The 16,387-nt window shown below is 66.9% G+C and carries 16 protein-coding genes; 4 read left to right on the plus strand and 12 right to left on the minus strand.

All coding sequences use genetic code 11. The annotated features are described in order from the left end of the window. Nucleotides 1-116: 116 nt before the first annotated feature. The 5 genes from ACIIOY_RS13425 to alr all read right to left on the minus strand — a co-directional run bounded on the left by ACIIOY_RS13425 (nucleotide 117) and on the right by alr (nucleotide 5,921). A complete protein-coding gene (locus ACIIOY_RS13425) occupies nucleotides 117-857 on the minus strand; it encodes an SDR family NAD(P)-dependent oxidoreductase (protein ID WP_411035184.1) in 741 nt (246 codons plus the stop codon). A gap of 10 nt (nucleotides 858-867) precedes the next feature. After that, entirely contained in the window at nucleotides 868-2,361 is a 1,494-nt protein-coding gene (gene purF / locus ACIIOY_RS13430; RefSeq protein ID WP_411035185.1) for an amidophosphoribosyltransferase, read from the minus strand. A gap of 185 nt (nucleotides 2,362-2,546) precedes the next feature. Next, a complete protein-coding gene (locus tag ACIIOY_RS13435) occupies nucleotides 2,547-3,155 on the minus strand; it encodes a CvpA family protein (protein ID WP_411035186.1) in 609 nt (202 codons plus the stop codon). A gap of 138 nt (nucleotides 3,156-3,293) precedes the next feature. Next, complete coding sequence (gene radA / locus ACIIOY_RS13440) at nucleotides 3,294-4,697, minus strand: DNA repair protein RadA (protein ID WP_411035187.1); 1,404 nt, start codon at nucleotides 4,695-4,697, stop codon at nucleotides 3,294-3,296. Between the two features lie 57 nt (nucleotides 4,698-4,754). Continuing rightward, nucleotides 4,755-5,921: an alanine racemase gene (gene alr / locus ACIIOY_RS13445; protein ID WP_411035188.1), complete on the minus strand. Its 1,167-nt coding sequence runs from the start codon at nucleotides 5,919-5,921 to the stop codon at nucleotides 4,755-4,757. 137 nt (nucleotides 5,922-6,058) lie between these two features. Between alr and ACIIOY_RS13450 the strand changes: the two genes are divergently transcribed. Continuing rightward, complete coding sequence (locus ACIIOY_RS13450) at nucleotides 6,059-6,634, plus strand: hypothetical protein (protein ID WP_411035189.1); 576 nt, start codon at nucleotides 6,059-6,061, stop codon at nucleotides 6,632-6,634. Between the two features lie 90 nt (nucleotides 6,635-6,724). Here the strand turns inward: ACIIOY_RS13450 and ACIIOY_RS13455 are convergent, their stop codons facing one another. From ACIIOY_RS13455 to rpsF, 6 genes are all read right to left on the minus strand, one after another. Further along, entirely contained in the window at nucleotides 6,725-8,224 is a 1,500-nt protein-coding gene (locus tag ACIIOY_RS13455; protein ID WP_411035190.1) for a replicative DNA helicase, read from the minus strand. 187 nt (nucleotides 8,225-8,411) lie between these two features. Beyond that, complete coding sequence (locus ACIIOY_RS13460; RefSeq protein WP_411035191.1) at nucleotides 8,412-9,698, minus strand: cyclopropane fatty acid synthase; 1,287 nt, start codon at nucleotides 9,696-9,698, stop codon at nucleotides 8,412-8,414. Between the two features lie 231 nt (nucleotides 9,699-9,929). Beyond that, nucleotides 9,930-10,505 carry a 50S ribosomal protein L9 gene (rplI, locus tag ACIIOY_RS13465; protein ID WP_411035192.1) on the minus strand — a complete coding sequence of 192 codons (576 nt, stop codon included), beginning with the start codon at nucleotides 10,503-10,505 and terminating at the stop codon, nucleotides 9,930-9,932. A gap of 17 nt (nucleotides 10,506-10,522) precedes the next feature. Further along, nucleotides 10,523-11,503 (minus strand): YybS family protein, encoded by a 981-nt coding sequence (locus ACIIOY_RS13470; protein ID WP_411035193.1) that lies wholly within the window; start codon nucleotides 11,501-11,503, stop codon nucleotides 10,523-10,525. A gap of 230 nt (nucleotides 11,504-11,733) precedes the next feature. Then, nucleotides 11,734-11,982 carry a 30S ribosomal protein S18 gene (gene rpsR, locus ACIIOY_RS13475; protein ID WP_097139135.1) on the minus strand — a complete coding sequence of 83 codons (249 nt, stop codon included), beginning with the start codon at nucleotides 11,980-11,982 and terminating at the stop codon, nucleotides 11,734-11,736. Nucleotides 11,983-12,006: 24 nt separating this feature from the next. Continuing rightward, the gene (gene rpsF / locus ACIIOY_RS13480; protein ID WP_411035194.1) at nucleotides 12,007-12,459 is read right to left on the minus strand and encodes a 30S ribosomal protein S6; all 453 of its coding nucleotides are present in this window, start codon (nucleotides 12,457-12,459) and stop codon (nucleotides 12,007-12,009) included. A 353-nt stretch (nucleotides 12,460-12,812) separates the two neighbouring features. Here rpsF and ACIIOY_RS13485 point away from each other — a divergent pair, with 353 nt between their 5' ends. Further along, complete coding sequence (locus tag ACIIOY_RS13485; RefSeq protein ID WP_411035195.1) at nucleotides 12,813-13,169, plus strand: hypothetical protein; 357 nt, start codon at nucleotides 12,813-12,815, stop codon at nucleotides 13,167-13,169. Between the two features lie 86 nt (nucleotides 13,170-13,255). On the opposite strand, the gene ACIIOY_RS13490 is transcribed toward ACIIOY_RS13485, so the two are convergent. Beyond that, nucleotides 13,256-14,299, minus strand: coding sequence for an aldo/keto reductase (locus tag ACIIOY_RS13490; protein WP_411035196.1), 1,044 nt, complete (start codon nucleotides 14,297-14,299; stop codon nucleotides 13,256-13,258). Nucleotides 14,300-14,490: 191 nt separating this feature from the next. Here ACIIOY_RS13490 and fabD point away from each other — a divergent pair, with 191 nt between their 5' ends. Both fabD and fabG read left to right on the plus strand, forming a co-directional pair. Then, entirely contained in the window at nucleotides 14,491-15,432 is a 942-nt protein-coding gene (fabD, locus tag ACIIOY_RS13495; RefSeq protein ID WP_411035197.1) for an ACP S-malonyltransferase, read from the plus strand. A gap of 113 nt (nucleotides 15,433-15,545) precedes the next feature. Further along, nucleotides 15,546-16,283, plus strand: a complete 738-nt coding sequence (gene fabG, locus ACIIOY_RS13500; protein ID WP_411035198.1) for a 3-oxoacyl-[acyl-carrier-protein] reductase — start codon at nucleotides 15,546-15,548, stop codon at nucleotides 16,281-16,283. Nucleotides 16,284-16,387: the final 104 nt, after the last annotated feature.

Below are 16,387 nucleotides of genomic sequence, written 5' to 3' on the forward strand. Positions count from 1 at the left end.
CGATCCTAAACGCCATCGCAAGAACAGACCCAGCCTTCAAACCATAACTCCACGGTTGCTTGACCCGAGGATCCACGCGGCATCCGCGGAAAGAAAGCAGGCGCGAAACCGCCGGATCACGCCGGCAGGCGGTAGTCCAGCAGGCGACCCTGGCGCATGTCGAAGAGCTTTCCCGTCTCGGCGAAATCCGGAGCCACCAGCGGCAGGATGGCCTTCGCCACCTCCGAGGGATGCTGCACCGTCGCCGGGTCCTCGCCGGGCATGGCCTGGGCGCGCATGGCTGTGCGGGTGGCGCCGGGATCGAGCGAGGTGATGCGCAGGGTCGTGCGCTGCGTCTCGCCGGCCCAGGTGCGGGCGAGCGCCTCGACGGCGGCCTTGGAGGCGGAGTAGGGGCCCCAGAAGGGCTTGCACTTGTGCGCGGCGCTGGACGAGAGGATGACGGCGCGGCCGGCGTCGGATTTCAGGAGCAGCGGCTCGACCGAGCGGATGAGCCGCCACGTCGCCGTGACGTTGATCGTCATGACCTTCTCGAACACCTTCGCCTCGACATGGCCGATCGGCGAGATCGTGCCCAGCACGCCGGCATTGGCCACGAGGATGTCGAGCTTGCCCCAGCGCTCGAAGATCGAGCCGCCGAGCCTGTCGATCGCCGCCATGTCGGCAAGGTCGAAGGGCACCAGCGTCGCGCTGCCGCCGGCCGCCTTGATCGCATCGTCCAGTTCCTCCAGCCCCCCGACGGTACGGGCGCAGGCGATGACATGCGCGCCGGCTTTCGCAAGTTCGAGGGCGGTGAAATAGCCGATCCCGCGCGACGCGCCGGTGACCAGCGCGATGCGGTCTTTCAGGTCGATGCTCATGCTTCTTTGTTTATCCGTTGCTTGCCAGAACCGAGACCTTCCGTCCCATCGTCTCGCCTTCCTTGTCAAGGAGGCGCGTCGGATAGTCGCCGGTGAAGTAATGGTCGGTGAACTGCGGACGGGCCGGGTTGCGGTCCTCGCCGCCGACGGCGCGGTAGAGCCCGTCGATGGACAGGAACTCCAGCGAATCCGCCCCGATATACTTCGCCATGGCCGTCACGTCGTTGTACTGGTTGGCGAGCAGCTTGTCCCGGTCCGGCGTGTCGATGCCGTAGAAGTCGGGGTAGAAGATCATGGGGCTGGCGACGCGAATATGCACCTCCTTGGCGCCCGCATCGCGGATCATCTGCACGATCTTCAGCGACGTCGTGCCGCGCACGATGGAATCGTCGACGAGGATGACGCGCTTGCCGTCGATCATCGCGCGGTTGGCCGAATGCTTCAGCTTCACGCCGAAGGCGCGGATCTGCTGCGTCGGCTCGATGAAGGTGCGCCCGACATAGTGGTTGCGGATGATGCCGTATTCGAAGGGGATGCCGCTCTCCTGCGCGTAACCGAGCGCGGCGGGCGTGCCGCCGTCCGGCACCGGCACGACGACGTCGCCCTCGACCGGATGCTCCCTGGCAAGGTTCATGCCCATGTTCTTGCGCGCCACATAGACGCTGCGGCCGCCGACGACCGAATCGGGGCGGGCGAAATAGACGTATTCGAACAGGCAGAGGCGCTCCGGCTGCGGATTGCCCGATTTCTTCGCCTCGATGGTGATCGAACCGTCCGGCTGGATCTCGCAGACGACGATCTCGCCGTTCTCGACGTCCCGGACGTATTTCGCGCCGATGATGTCGAGCGCGCAGGTCTCGGAAGCGAAGATCGGCTTGCCGTCGAGCTCGCCCATGACGAGCGGGCGGATGCCCGTGGGGTCGCGCGCGGCGATCAGCTTGGTGCGGGTGATGCCGAGCATCGAATAGCCGCCTTCCATCTGGCGGATGGCGTCGATGAAGCGGTCGGTGGTGGATGTGTAGCGCGAGCGGGCGATGAGGTGGAGGACGACTTCCGTGTCGGAGGTCGACTGACAGATCGCGCCGCCTGCGATGAGCTGCCGGCGCAGCGTCAGGCCGTTGGTGAAGTTGCCGTTGTGGGCGACGGCGATGCCGCCGACTTCCAGCTCCGCGAAGAGCGGCTGCACGTTGCGCAGCGCCACTTCGCCGGTCGTGGAATAACGCGTGTGGCCGACCGCGATATTGCCCGGGAGCTTGGCCAGCGTCGCGGGGTTCGTATAGTGGTCGCCGACGAGTCCCATGTGCTTTTCGGTATGGAACTGCTTGCCGTCGAAGGAGACGATGCCCGCCGCCTCCTGGCCGCGATGCTGGAGCGCGTGCAGGCCGAGCGCCGTCAGCGTGGCGGCTTCCGGATGGCCGAGGATGCCGAAGACGCCGCACTCCTCGTGAAGCGTGTCGCCGTCGAGATCGTCGTCGTGGCGGCCGGGGAACAGGAAATCGCTCATTGCTGCAAGCCTTCGTTCGGGCACGGGGTTCAGGGTCTTCGCCGCCTCGGCAAGGCCCATATGGGGTTCGCCGAAAGCATTTGCCACCGAGGCCCGGAAGCGTCAGTGGCTGTTGTCTTGATCCTACCAAAAAATCGGGTAGCCTGCCTTCGTCAATTCTCGCGAGCGGCGGCTCCCCCGATCACTTATCCGTTCGTGGCGGGCGTCTCTTCGGCCGGCGTCTGGCCGGTGCCGCCGGTGGCGGCATCCGGGTCTTCCGTGCCGTCTTCCCCTTCGACCGGCTTGCCGCGCAGGCGATCGAGGATCGTCGCGTCGGCATCTTCCGGCAGGAGCGCCACCAGGCGCGAGCCGAGATTGTCGAGGAGCGGCTTGGATTTGGCGGTGGTGACCCAGGACGGCTGCTGCTGCGGGGCGACGAGCCAGTTGAAGAACAGCATGGCGACGACGACGAGCAGGACGCCGCGGGCCGCGCCGAACAGGAAGCCGAGCGTGCGGTCCAGCGCGCCGATGCGGCTGTCGATGATGAAGTCGGCGATGCGCATGGTGATGAACGAGATCACGATGAGCGCGATCAGGAAGACGACGGCGGCCGAGCCCACCATCGCGACCGTGTCGCTCGTCGTATAGTCCTTCGCGTAAGGCAGGAGCACCGGATAGAGGAAGTAGGCGGCTGCCGCGGCGCCCACCCAGCTTGCGACGGAGAGCACTTCGCGCGAGAAGCCGCGCACCATCGCCAGCACGGCGGAGAACAGCGCGACGCCGATGACGATACCGTCGAGAATTGTGATGGGCATGTTCGTCCTACTCCAAACCCGAAATGTCGCCGGGCCCCGCATCGTGCGGGGCACATTAGCGGAAGGCATCCTCGCCGTCCCGGTTCGGCTCGCACAAGACCTGCGTTTCCCACAGGGCTTTGCGCTCGCCGGAGGGCGTCAGACGTCCTCGTCTTCCCGCTTCAGGGCGTTCTTCGATCCGGCAATGCGCGCCACCAGATCCGGCAGGCTGTCGATCTCGCTCCAGCGGCTCCCGCTGCCCTTGGGCAGATCGGCGGAGCCGGCGGGCAGCACGGCCTGCGAAAAACCCAGCTTTTCCGCCTCCTTGAGGCGCTGGGCGGTGTGCGCCACCGGGCGAATGGCGCCCGACAGGCTGACTTCGCCGAAATAGACGCAATCGGCCGGAAGGGCAAGACCGGCGAGCGAGGAAACCAGCGCCGAGGCAACGGCAAGGTCGGCGGCCGGCTCCGAGATGCGGTAGCCGCCCGCCACGTTGAGGTAGACGTCGTGCTGCCCGAGCCGCACGCCGCAATGGGCCTCCAGCACCGCGAGGATCATCGACAGCCGCGCCGAATCCCAGCCGACGACGGCGCGGCGCGGCGTGCCGAGCGAGGTGGGCGCGACGAGCGCCTGCACCTCGACCAGCACCGGGCGCGTGCCCTCCATGCCGGCGAAGACGGCGGCGCCCGGCGCCTTCGCGTTGCGCTCGCCGAGGAAGAGCTCGGACGGGTTGGAGACCTCGCGCAGCCCCTTGTCGGACATCTCGAAGACGCCGATCTCGTCCGTCGGCCCGAAGCGGTTCTTGACGGTGCGCAGGATGCGGTAGTGGTGGCCGCGGTCGCCCTCGAAATAAAGGACGGCGTCGACCATGTGCTCGACGACGCGCGGGCCGGCGATCTGGCCCTCCTTGGTGACATGGCCGACGAGCACCATGGCGGCCCCGGTCTGCTTGGCGAAGCGGATCATCGCCTGGACGCCGGTGCGCACCTGCGTCACCGTGCCGGGCGCGGCCTCGGCCGTGTCGCTCCACAGCGTCTGGATCGAATCGATGATGACGAGATCCGGCCGGCGGCCTTCGCCGACGGTCGCCAGGATGTCCTCGACATTGGTCTCGGCGGCGAGCAGCACGTCGGTCTCGGCCGCCTGGAGGCGCTGCGCGCGCAGGCGCACCTGCGCCACCGCCTCCTCGCCCGAGACGTAGACGATGCGGTGGCCTCGGCGGGAGAGGGCGGCGGCGGACTGCATGAGGAGCGTCGACTTGCCGATGCCGGGGTCGCCGCCGATCAGCACGGCCGAGCCGCGCACGAAGCCGCCCCCCGTCGCCCGGTCGAGCTCGGCGATGTCGGTATGGATGCGCGGGGCCTCCTCCGTCTCGCCGGAAAGGGTGGTCAGCGCGACGGGACGGCCCTTCTTCGGCACCCTGCCGGGGCCGGCGCCGATGCCGCCCATCGGGTCCTCCTCGACGACGGTGTTCCATTCGCCGCAGCCCTCGCATTTCCCGACCCAGCGGGAATGCACGGTGCCGCAGTTCTGGCAGACGAATTGGGTGCGGGCTTTCGCCATCGGGTCTCGCTTTCCGGAATCACTCCGGAAGCCATTAGCACAAAACGGGAACGTGTCCTATTTTTTCGCCGCCTCGTAGCGCCGCTCGTACCGGCGGCCGAGGCTGGTGAGGAGCTCGTAGTCGATGGTGCCGCCCGCGCGCGCGACGTCCTCGATCGGCATGTTGCGGCCGAACAGCTCGATGAAGTCGCCGGCGCGCACGCTGCCGGGCGGCAGGTCGGTGACGTCGAAATGGGTGAGGTCCATGGTGACGCGGCCGATCAGCGGCACGGCGCGGCCGTGCAGCATGCCGCTCGCGCCGGCAAGGCCGGCCTTGCGCAGCGGCACGCCGGAGCCGGAGAGGCTGCGCATATAGCCGTCCGCATAGCCGATGGCCGCGACGGCGATGCGCGTGTCGCGGGCAAGCACCGTGGCGCCGTAGCTCACGCTCTCGCCGGCCTTCGCCTCGCGCACCTGGAGGATGCGCGCCTCGGCCGTGACCACCGGTTTCATCGGGTTCGGCATGTCGCTGACCGCGCTGCCGCCGTAGAGCGCGATGCCGGGGCGGGTGAGGGTGAAGTGATAGTCCTCGCCCAGGAAGATGCCGGCCGAATTGGCGAGCGTCGCGTCGATGTCGTCGAAGGCCTGGACGACGCTGCGGAAGCGCTGGAGCTGCTGGCGGTTGAGCGCATGGCCCGGATCGTCCGCGCAGGCGAGGTGGCTGAGCAGCATGATCGGCGAGAAGCTCGCCGGCCGGGCCGCATCGCTCGCCAGCGCCAGCGCGTCCTCGACCCTGAGCCCGAGCCGGCTCATGCCCGTATCGACATGCAGCACGCAGGGCAGGTCGCCGCTGTCGGAGACGGCCGACATGAAGACGACGAGCTGCTCTTCCGAGACGATGACCGGCACGAGGTCGAATTCGAAGAACAGCCGCTCGGACCCGGCCCACATGCCCGAGAGCACGTAGATGCGGGCGTCCGGCAGCACGGCGCGCAGCGCCGCGCCCTCCGCCGGCGTGGCGACGAAGAAGTCGCGCGCACCCGCGTGACGAAGGGTCCTGGCGGCGGGCTCGAGCCCGATGCCGTAGGCGTCGGCCTTCAGCACCGCCGCCGTGCGGGCCGCGCCCGAGCGCCGCGCCATGGCGCGCCAGTTGTCGGCGAGCGCGGAAAGGTCGATCGTCAGGCGGGCATGGTCCTCGCCGGCGACGGGAAGGGTGGGGCGGGCGTGCGTCTGGTGCGTGCTCATGGCCTTGAATACAGCCTGTTGACCATGGCGGCAATATGCCCGCCGGCCGCATTGCCGCCGCGCGGGGCCGCCTCTATGGTGCGGCCCAAAAAAGGGAAAGAAGCATGTGGCGCGGGATAGGAGCGACCTTCGGGGCGGTGGCATTCGTTCTGGCCTGCCGGGCGCCGGCCGCCGCGCAGGACGCGCCGACGGACGCCGAGATGCGCGAGGCGCATGCGGTGCTGCTCGGCCTTGCGCAGGACGGCGCCGAGCCGGTGCGCGACAAGGGCGCGGACATCTACTATTCGGTCGTCGACAATCCCGATGCGCCGCGGCTGGTGACGCGGCTCGAGGTTTCCGGCGCGCCCTGCCGCGCCCGCACCACCGCCGCCCTGCAATTCCCGGACGAATGGGCGGCGCTGACGCTGACCCTCGTGGATCTCGGCCGCATCACCGCCGTCGCCGCCTATGCCTCGGTCGACGACATGATCGCGGAAGCCAACCCCGTCCCCTTCGATGCGCCCGAGGCGGAGCAGATCGTGCTGACGGGCAAGGGACTCTACTGTTCGAGCCGCATGTCGCTCTCCGGCAAGGACGATGCAACGGACGACACCTGCTCCGACCGGCTCGACCTGCCGATGGCGGACGCGGAGCAGAAGGCGCGCGGCCGGCGCGCCCTCGCCATCGTGGCGAAGTTCTGCAAGGCGCCGGCCTTTAACGTTAAAGAGAAGTGAGGCACGATCTTTTCCCCGTCATGGTCGGGTCAGGCCGACCATGACGGGGGAGAGGCGAGTGGCTTGCCGCCGGCCCGGCCCGGTCCAGCCTCAATGCTCGTACTGGCTGAACGACGGGTCGGCGAGGTCCGTGAAGCGGGTGTATTCGGACTGGAAGGCGAGCTTGACCGTGCCGGTCGGCCCGTGGCGCTGCTTGGCGATGATCACGTCCGCCGTGCCCTTCACCTTCTCGAACTGCATCTTCCATTCTTCGTACTTCGGGTCGAACTCGTCGCGCGGCTCGAGGTTCTTCACGTAATATTCCTCGCGGAACACGAAGAGCACCACGTCGGCGTCCTGCTCAATGGAGCCCGATTCGCGAAGGTCGGAGAGCTGCGGGCGCTTGTCCTCACGGCTTTCGACCTGGCGCGAGAGCTGGGAGAGCGCGATGATCGGCACGTTCAGCTCCTTGCCGAGCGCCTTCAGGCCCGTGGTGATCTGGGTGATCTCCTGCACGCGGTTGTCGCTCGACTTGCCCGAGCCGGTCATCAGCTGGATATAGTCCACCACCAGGCAATCGAGGCCGCGCTGGCGCTTGAGGCGCCGCGCGCGGGCGGAAAGCTGGGCGATGGAGATGCCGCCGGTCTGGTCGATATAGAGCGGCACCTTCTGCATCATCTGCGAGCAGGCGACGAGTTTTTCGAAATCGGCCTCGGAGATGTCGCCGCGGCGGATCTTCGAGGAGGAGACTTCCGTCTGCTCGGAGATGATGCGGGTGGCGAGCTGCTCGGAGGACATTTCGAGCGAGTAGAAGCCGACGACGCCGCCGTTCTTGGCCTTGAACGAGCCGTCCGCCTGCACCTCCGGCTCGTAGGCGGCGGCGATGTTGTAGGCGATGTTGGTGGCGAGCGAGGTCTTGCCCATGCCGGGGCGTCCGGCGAGCACGATCAGGTCCGAGCGCTGCAGGCCGCCCATGCGCGCGTCGAGCGAGTGGATGCCGGTGGAGATGCCCGACAGCGAGCCGTCGCGCTCGAAGGCCGCGCCCGCCATGTCGATCGCCTGGGCGACCGCATCGTTGAACGACTGGAAGCCGCCGTCGTAGCGGCCGGTCTCGGCCAGCTCGAACAGGCGCCGTTCGGCATCCTCGATCTGGCTCTGCGGCGGCATGTCGAGCGGCGCGTCATAGGCGATGTTGACCATGTCCTCGCCGATGGTGATCAGCGAGCGGCGCAGCGCCAGGTCGTAGATCGCGCGGCCGTAGTCCTCCGCGTTGATGATCGTCACGGCTTCCGCGGCAAGGCGCGCGAGGTATTGCGGTATGGTCAGGTCGCCGACCTTGCCGTCCGCCGGCAGATGCGTCTTGAGCGTGATGGTCGTGGCGATCTTGCCCATGCGGATCGTGTCGCCGGCAAGCTCGTAGATCTTGCGGTGCAGCGGCTCGTAGAAATGGATCGGCTTCAGGAAATCCGAGACGCGGTAATAGGCGTCGTTGTTGACCAGAATGGCGCCCAGCAGCGCCTGCTCCGCTTCGACGTTGTTCGGCGCCTCGCGGTGATGCGGCTCCGTCGTGTCGCGATCAGCCTGGTTCAGCTTGCGCACGGCATCGTTCATCGTCCCGAATCTCCCCGTCCTGTTTCCTGAAGCCCGGTGGTTTCGGACCTTTCAGGCCAAGGGTCAAGCGCTTCCGACTCGGCCCGTCCTTTAGGCCCGGTGTTAGACTTTTCCACAGGCGGCCGGGACACGGCAAGCCCGGATTCCGCCGGGCCCGCCGTCTTTGGATTGACTCGAGCGCCGAATCTCAGAGCGAGGCTTCCTGCGGGAACTGCCGCGCCCCGCGCCGCTCGCCCTTGGGGTTGCCCTCGTGCGAACGCAGACAATCCTCGCCGTGCCCGATATAGTCGCGGGTCAGCGGCACCGCCTCCTGGTCGTGCACGAGCTGGAGCTGGAAGACGACGAGGTTCTGCCAGCGGAAGGCGCTTTCGGATGCGGCGAGGTAGAACTCCCAGATGCGGCAGAACTTTTCGTCGTAGAGGGCCTTGGCCTCCTCGCGCCGCGCCATGAAGCGCTCGCGCCAGTGGCGCAGCGTCTCGGCATAGTGCAGGCGCAGGATCTCCACGTCCGTGACGGCAAGGCCGCTCTTTTCCACCGCCTGCATCACCTCGGAAAGGGCGGGGATGTAGCCGCCGGGGAAGATGTACTTCTCGATGAACGGATTGTTGGCGGACGGCCGGTCCGTGCGGCCGATCGTGTGCAGCAGCATCACGCCGTCCCGCTTGAGGAGCGATGCGCTCTTTTTGAAGAAGGTGAGGTAGTTCGGCCGGCCGACATGCTCGAACATGCCGACGGAGACGATGCGGTCGAAGGGGCCTTCCGTGTTGCGGTAGTCCTGCAGCAGGAACTTCACCTCGTCGGAGAGGCCGGCCTCGCTCGCCCGCCTGACGGAAAGCGCGTGCTGCTCGTCGGAGAGCGTGACGCCCGTCACCTTGGCGCCCAGCTGGCGGGCGAGGTAGAGCGCCATGCCGCCCCAGCCGCTGCCGATGTCGAGCACGCTCTGGCCCGGCCGGTTGATGTTGAGCTTGGCGGCGATGTGGCGCTTCTTGGCGAGCTGCGCGTCGTCGAGCGACTGGTCCGGCCGCTCGAAATAGGCACAGGAATATTGCCGGTCCTGGTCGAGGAAGAGGTCGTAGAGCGCGCCGGTCAGGTCGTAGTGGTGCTGCACGTTCTTGCGCGAGCGCACGATGCTGTTCTTCTCACGCGCCCAGCGAAAGAGGTAGCGCAACCGTTCGAGGAGGCGGTTCCAGGCGGTGTCGTAATACTTGAAGTCGGGATTGCCGGTGAAGACAGCCTTGAGCAGGCCGTACATGTCGCCTTCGACGATGTCTATGTCCCCGGTGCCGTAGTGGTGGCCGAGATAGTAGGCGGGGTCGATGGCAAGGCCCCAGAGGGCCTTCTTCGTGTTGATGCGCAGATGGATGGGGTTGCCGGTGCCGTCGCCGAAGGTCTGGCTGGCGCCGTCGGGATAGGTAACCGTCAGATTTCCGGTCTCGATGAGGCGGGAAACGAGAGCCTGTACAATGAATTTCATTCGCTAAACTCCGTCACGCTTAAAAATCTGGCGGAACGGGTCTGGTCGGAAACCGGCCTGGGAAGCGGCCCGACCGCCAATCCAGTCTAACGAGGTATAAATATTGACGTAAGGAAACGGATTTCAAGCCGTGTTTTCTGGCCGTCGAAAAGCGAACGGGCCGGCAGGGCCGGCCCGTCGGATCGCACAACCGAAGAGCAGAGCCGGCATCGCCGGCTCGGTTTGACGGTCTCAGGCTTCCTCGTCTTCGCGGTCTGCTTCCGGATCGAAGAAGTCTTCCGGCTTCAGGGCGTCTTCGTCGACGCCGTAGATGGCGTCGGCGGAGGTCAGGCTTTCGCCCTTGGCCTGGCGCTCGGCTTCGTCGGCGGAGCGGGCGACGTTCAGCTCGATCGAGATCTCGACTTCCGAATGCAGGTGCAGGACGACCTTGTGCAGGCCGATCGCCTTGATCGGGGTGTTGAGCTCGACCTGGTTGCGGCCGATGTTGAAGCCTTCGGCGGCAAGCACTTCGATGATGTCGCGGGCGGCGACCGAACCGTAGAGCTGGCCGGTTTCGCCGGCCGAGCGCACGACGACGAAGGACTTGCCGTCGAGCTGCTCGGCGACCTTCTGGGCTTCCGACTTGCGCTCGAGGTTGCGCGCTTCCAGCGTCGCGCGCTCGGCTTCGAAGCGCTTCTTGTTGGCTTCGTTGGCGCGCAGGGCCTTGCCGAGCGGCAGGAGGTAGTTGCGGGCAAAGCCGTCGCGGACCTTTACCGTCTCGCCCATCTGGCCGAGCTTGGCGATGCGTTCGAGGAGAATGACTTCCATGTTCGGGTTTCCTTTCTTTAAGTTCCGTCGTTCTGGTCGTTCTTCTCGGCCGGGCCGGCGGGCGTCAGCGCGATGGTGCGCCTTGTGTCCATCAGGCCGAGGACGAGGATGGCGAAGATCGGTATCGTGAAGAGCAATACCGAAAGATAGGCGAGCCACAGCGCAAAGAGCCGCCAGGGCTTGCCGCGCGTCCTGAAATGCAGGCTCGCGAAGCCGGCGAGCACGAAGCCGGCCCCGAAGGTGCCGCAGACGAGCGCGCCGATGATCGCCGGCACGCCGCCGAGGAAGGCGAGGACGAGGCCGGCGAGGAAGAGGAAGATGGCGTTGCGGTGCATGCGCAGCGTGGACGGCATGTCCTCGCGCGGGCGCAGGCCCTTGCCCGAGACGCGCACGATGAAGGTGGCGATGTAATAGGCCGCGAACAGCAGGAACACCCAGAGCGCGCCCTGCACGAGCGGCAGGGCCAGCGCGAAGACGGACTTGAGCTGCGCGACCGCGGCGGCGTCCGGGTTGTAGAGCGGCTCCTGCGCCTTCAGCGTCTCGATGACGATGTCGACGAGCTTGGCGGCCATGGCATCGTCGTAGCCGACGATCGCCCCGACGGCGATCATGCCGAGCGTCACCATGACGGCAAGGTGCGCGAGGATGTTGGACAGCGGATACCAGGCGAGCGCGCCCTCCGGCCCGCCGAGCTCGGAGGCGGGGCGGGCGAGGTTGGCGAGATGGCTCAGCCAGCCGGCCGGGACCAGCGTGATGATGACGATCAGCAGCGCGAAATGCGAGGAGACCAGCATGGAAGCCGTGACGCCGGCGGCAACGATCGCGATCAGCGCGCTCATGTTGCCCCAGCCGAGGCCGGCGATCAGGATGGGAAGGGCGGACGCGGCGTAGAGCACGATCGCAAGCGACGACTGCGCGTTCGCGCTCAGCGAGAGAGCGGCGGCGGTCACACCGGCGATCAGGCCGGTCGCAATCGAGGTCGGCGTCAGGTTCTTCACGGTTCGCTGTCCTGTCCGGTCAGACAGTTAGAGGAGTTTCCTGACAAACCTGTTCAGGATCGTCTCCCCAACATGGGATTTTGGCCCAGATGCCCCGGATGTGAGGGCGCAAGGCCGGCGGTTCCGATCCGCGCCCATCGCGGAAGGGAAAGGGAAGGCGGCGCGGGCCGTCTTCCCTTGAAGTCAGGTGCCTCGGCCCGACGTCGAGCGAGGCCGCAGAGCGAGCGTCCTTACGCTACGACGTAAGGCAGCAGGCCGAGGAAGCGGGCGCGCTTGATCGCCTTGGCGAGCTCGCGCTGCTTCTTCTGGGAAACGGCCGTGATGCGGGACGGGACGATCTTGCCGCGCTCGGAGATGTAACGCGACAGAAGACGGACGTCCTTGTAGTCGATCTTCGGGGCGTTCGCGCCCGAGAAGGGGCAGGTCTTGCGGCGGCGGTGGAACGGACGGCGTGCCGGAGCGGAAGAAATATCAGCCATTGTCTTAGTCTCCTTCTGCTTCGATTACGCGCGGTCTTCGCGGGCCGGGCGGTCGCCACGCGGCGGACGGTCGCCATCGCGGCGCGGGCCGCGGTCGCCGAAGTCGCGGCGCGGGCCGCGGTCGTCGCCGTCACGGCGCGGACGGTCGTCGCGGTCGCGCTTCTGCATCATCGCGGACGGGCCTTCCTCGTGGGCTTCGACGGCGATGGTCATGTAGCGAAGGACGTCTTCGTTGATGCGCATCTGGCGCTCCATCTCGTGGATGGCAGCGGCCGGAGCGTCGATGTCCATCAGCGCGTAATGCGCCTTGCGGTTCTTCTTGATGCGGTAGGTCAGGGACTTGAGGCCCCAGTTCTCGACCCGGCCGACCTTGCCGCCGTGTGCTTCGATCACGCCCTTATACTGTTCGACGAGAGCGTCGACCTGCTGGGCGGACACGTCCTGGCGGGCCAGGAATACATGTTCGTAGAGAGCCATGTGGCTTTGCCTTTCTTGCGTTTGATCCTACACCCGAAACCGGCGCCAAGCCTCAACGACAGTTCTCAAGGGCGGCAAGCCCGAAGCAAGAAAAGCGTTAATCCAGACGGTCGAGAGCGGAGACACGGGAGGCTGGAGCCCTTGGCCCCAAACGGCCGATCGCAAGGATCGCCGGCCCTCCGTTCAGCCACCAGCCGGTCGACCGGGTGTTTTGAACAGCGCGCTTATACGGGTTTTTCGCGCGAACGCAAGGCCTGCGGCGCAAAAGGCGGTGTCTCGTTCTAAAACGGGGCGGGAACCAAATTGCCGATGGTGCGTTGTTCCGTCCGATACAACCAGATGGAGTGACCGACATGCAGGACCCCAACCTTGTCAATCGTCCCCCGGAAGACCATACGACGCGTCCGGTGGAAGACCGCGGCCCGACCGTCGTCAATCAGAGCAGCGGCGGCACGGGCGGCTGGGCCGTCGCCGTTATCCTCGCCGTGCTCGTCGCGGTGGGCATCTTCTATTTCGTCGGCAGCGGAACGCCGGGTGACGGCGTCGATCCGAACGCCAACACCTCGGCGATCGGCACGCAGGACAATGCCCCGGCCGGCGGCACGGCCACCGATGGCCAGTCGGGCGCTCAGCCTGACGGGGCGGCAGGCACCCAGCCGCTGGAAAGCCAGCCGGGCGAGGGCGGCGGCGCCACCACGACCAACCCGTAACGTCACCCGCATGCAAGCGTAGGAAAACCCGCCGGAAACGGCGGGTTTTCTTTTTAGGGACGAAGCTGGAGGCGAAGGCAGCGCGCCTACATCGGCGCCGGATAGAGGCGGTGGATGCGGCGGATGCCGTTCATCACGTCGGTCGAAAGTTCGAGATCCTTCGCCGCGATATCCGTCTTCAACTGCTCCATCGACGTCGCGCCGATGATGACCGAGGCCATGAAGGGGCGGGTCAGGCAGAAGGCGAGGGCCATCTGGGCGGGGTCGAGCCCGTGTTCCTTCGCAAGTTCCACATAGGCGCGCACCGCCGGCTCCTGCAGCGGCTGGTAGCGTCCGCCGAGGTCGCCGTTCTTCGTCAGGCGCGAGCCCTCCGGCCGGGCGCCGTCGAGATACTTGCCGGTGAGGAGCCCGGCGGCGAGCGGCGAATAGGCGAGGAGGCCGACATCCTCGTGATGCGACAGCTCCGCCAGGTCGAGGTCGAAGGTGCGGTAGAGCAGGTTGTACTCGTTCTGGATCGAGGCGACGCGCGGCAGGCCCCTTTCCCCGGCGAGCTTCAGGAGCTGCATCGTGCCCCAGGCCGTATCGTTGGAAAGGCCGAGCGCCCGCACCTTGCCGGCCTTGACGAGCTCGCCGGCGGTCTCGAGGATTTCGAGGAGCTCGGCCGCCACCTTCTGCCGGTCCTGCTTCGAGGGATCGTAGCTCCAGGCATTGCGGAAATGGTAGTGGCCGCGGTTCGGCCAATGCAGCTGGTAGAGGTCGAGATAGTCGGTCTTCAGGCGCGAGAGGCTGTCGTCGATCGCCGAGAGGATGCCGGCACGGCTCATCGGCGCGCCGCCGCGGATATAGGGACGGCCGGGACCGGCGACCTTGGAGGCGAGCACCACCCTGTCGCGGTTGCCGCGCGCCTTCATCCAGTTGCCGATGAAGCGCTCGGTATCGCCGTAGGTCTCGGGCGAAAGGGGCGTCGTCGGGTAGAGTTCGGCCGTATCGATGAAGTTCACGCCCTGGGAAAAGGCATAGTCGAGCTGGTCGTGGGCTTCCTGCTCGCTGTTCTGCGAACCCCAGGTCATCGTGCCGAGGCAGATCTCCGACACGCGGATGCCGGTCCGGCCGAGCGGATTGTATTTCATGGGTGGGAGAATCCTGTTTGTGGAACGGCGCGAATGTAGGCCGGTGGCCGCGAAGTGCAAGACGCAAGCGTCGATTCCCTGTGCGAAGCCCCGGAAATGCCGGCCCGGGAGCGGCACGGGGCGGCCTCACGCCTTGACTTGCGGGGCCGGAATGTGAATGGAAGGGAAAACATAAGACGGGAGAAACCCCTATGAGCGTAGCATTCACCTTCCCCGGCCAGGGCAGCCAGGCCGTCGGCATGGGCAAGGACCTCGCGGAAGCCTTTCCGGAGGCGCGCGCCGTTTTCGCGGAGGTCGACGAGGCGCTCGGCCAGAAGCTGTCCGCCGTCATGTTCGACGGGCCGGAGGAGACGCTGACGCTGACGGCGAACGCCCAGCCGGCGCTGATGGCCGTCTCGATCGCCGTCATGCGCGTCCTGGAAGCGCGCGGCTTTTCGCTGAAGGATCAGGTCTCCTACGTCGCCGGCCACTCGCTCGGCGAATATTCCGCGCTCTGTGCCGCCGGCGCCTTCTCGCTGGCCGACACGGCGCGGCTCCTGCGCATCCGCGGCAATGCCATGCAGTCGGCCGTCCCGGTCGGCGAGGGCGCCATGGCCGCCATCATCGGCCTCGAGCACGCCGACGTGGACGCCATCTGCCGGCAGGCCTCCGCCGGCGGCACCTGCCAGATCGCCAACGACAACGGCGGCGGCCAGCTCGTCATCTCCGGCTCCAAGCCGGCCGTGGAGGTCGCCGCCCGGCTCGCGACGGAAAAGGGCGCCAAGCGCGCGCTGATGCTCTCCGTCTCCGCCCCCTTCCATTCCGCCCTGATGGGCCCGGCCGCCGACGCCATGCGCGAGGCGCTGGCCGGCGTCGCGGTGAAGGCCCCGGTCGTGCCGGTCGTCGCCAATGTGCGCGCCGCCCCGGTCAGCGACCCGCAGGAGATCGTGCGCCTGCTCGTCGAGCAGGTCACCGGCCAGGTGCGCTGGCGCGAGACGGTGGAATGGTTCGCCGTAAACGGCGTCGCCACCCTCTACGAAGTCGGCTCCGGCAAGGTGCTGACCGGCCTTGCGCGCCGCATCGACAAGTCCGTCACCGGCATCGCGGTGAATACGCCGGCCGATATCGACAGCGCGCTTTCCGCGCTGATCTGAGGGGCGAATTGGGAGTGGCGAATAGCGAATAGCGAATAGAAAAGCTACGCTCTCGCTCTTCCCCTGTTCGCCACTCCCCATTCGCTATTCGCTCCAACGAGAGGAACCAACCCATGTTTGACCTTTCCGGCCGCAAGGCCCTCGTCACCGGCGCGTCCGGCGGCATCGGCGAGGAGATCGCCCGCATCCTCCATGCCCAGGGCGCCGTCGTCGGCCTGCACGGCACGCGCGTCGAGAAGCTCGAAGCGCTGGCCGGCGACCTCGGCGAGCGCGTCCACATCTTCCCGGCGAACCTCTCCGACCGCGCCGAGGTGAAGGCGCTCGGCGAGAAGGCGGAGGCCGAGCTCGGCGGCGTCGACATCCTCGTCAACAATGCCGGCATCACCAGGGACGGCCTCTTCGTGCGCATGAGCGACGAGGACTGGGACGCCGTGCTCGAAGTGAACCTGACGGCCGTCTTCCGCCTGACGCGCGAGCTCACCCATCCGATGATGCGCCGCCGCTACGGCCGCATCATCAACATCACCTCCGTCGTCGGCGTCACCGGCAATCCGGGCCAGGCGAACTACTGCGCCTCCAAGGCCGGCATGATCGGCTTCACCAAGTCGCTGGCGCAGGAGATCGCGACCCGCAACGTGACGGTCAACTGCGTGGCGCCCGGCTTCATCGAAAGCGCCATGACCGGCAAGCTGAACGACAAGCAGAAGGAAGCGATCATGGGCGCCATCCCCATGAAGCGCATGGGCACCGGCGCGGAAGTCGCTTCCGCCGTCGCCTATCTCGCCTCGTCGGAAGCCGGCTACATGACGGGCCAGACGCTGCATGTGAACGGCGGCATGGCGATGATCTGAACGATGATCCGGACACGGCCCAAGCGCCCGGCGAAACAGCATAAATTGCATGTTGACCGCTGGCGCGCCGGCCATTTTCGGACTTTGCGGCAGGCATAAACCGT

This window comes from Shinella agrisoli, assembly GCF_046557955.1.
Lineage (GTDB): Bacteria > Pseudomonadota > Alphaproteobacteria > Rhizobiales > Rhizobiaceae > Shinella.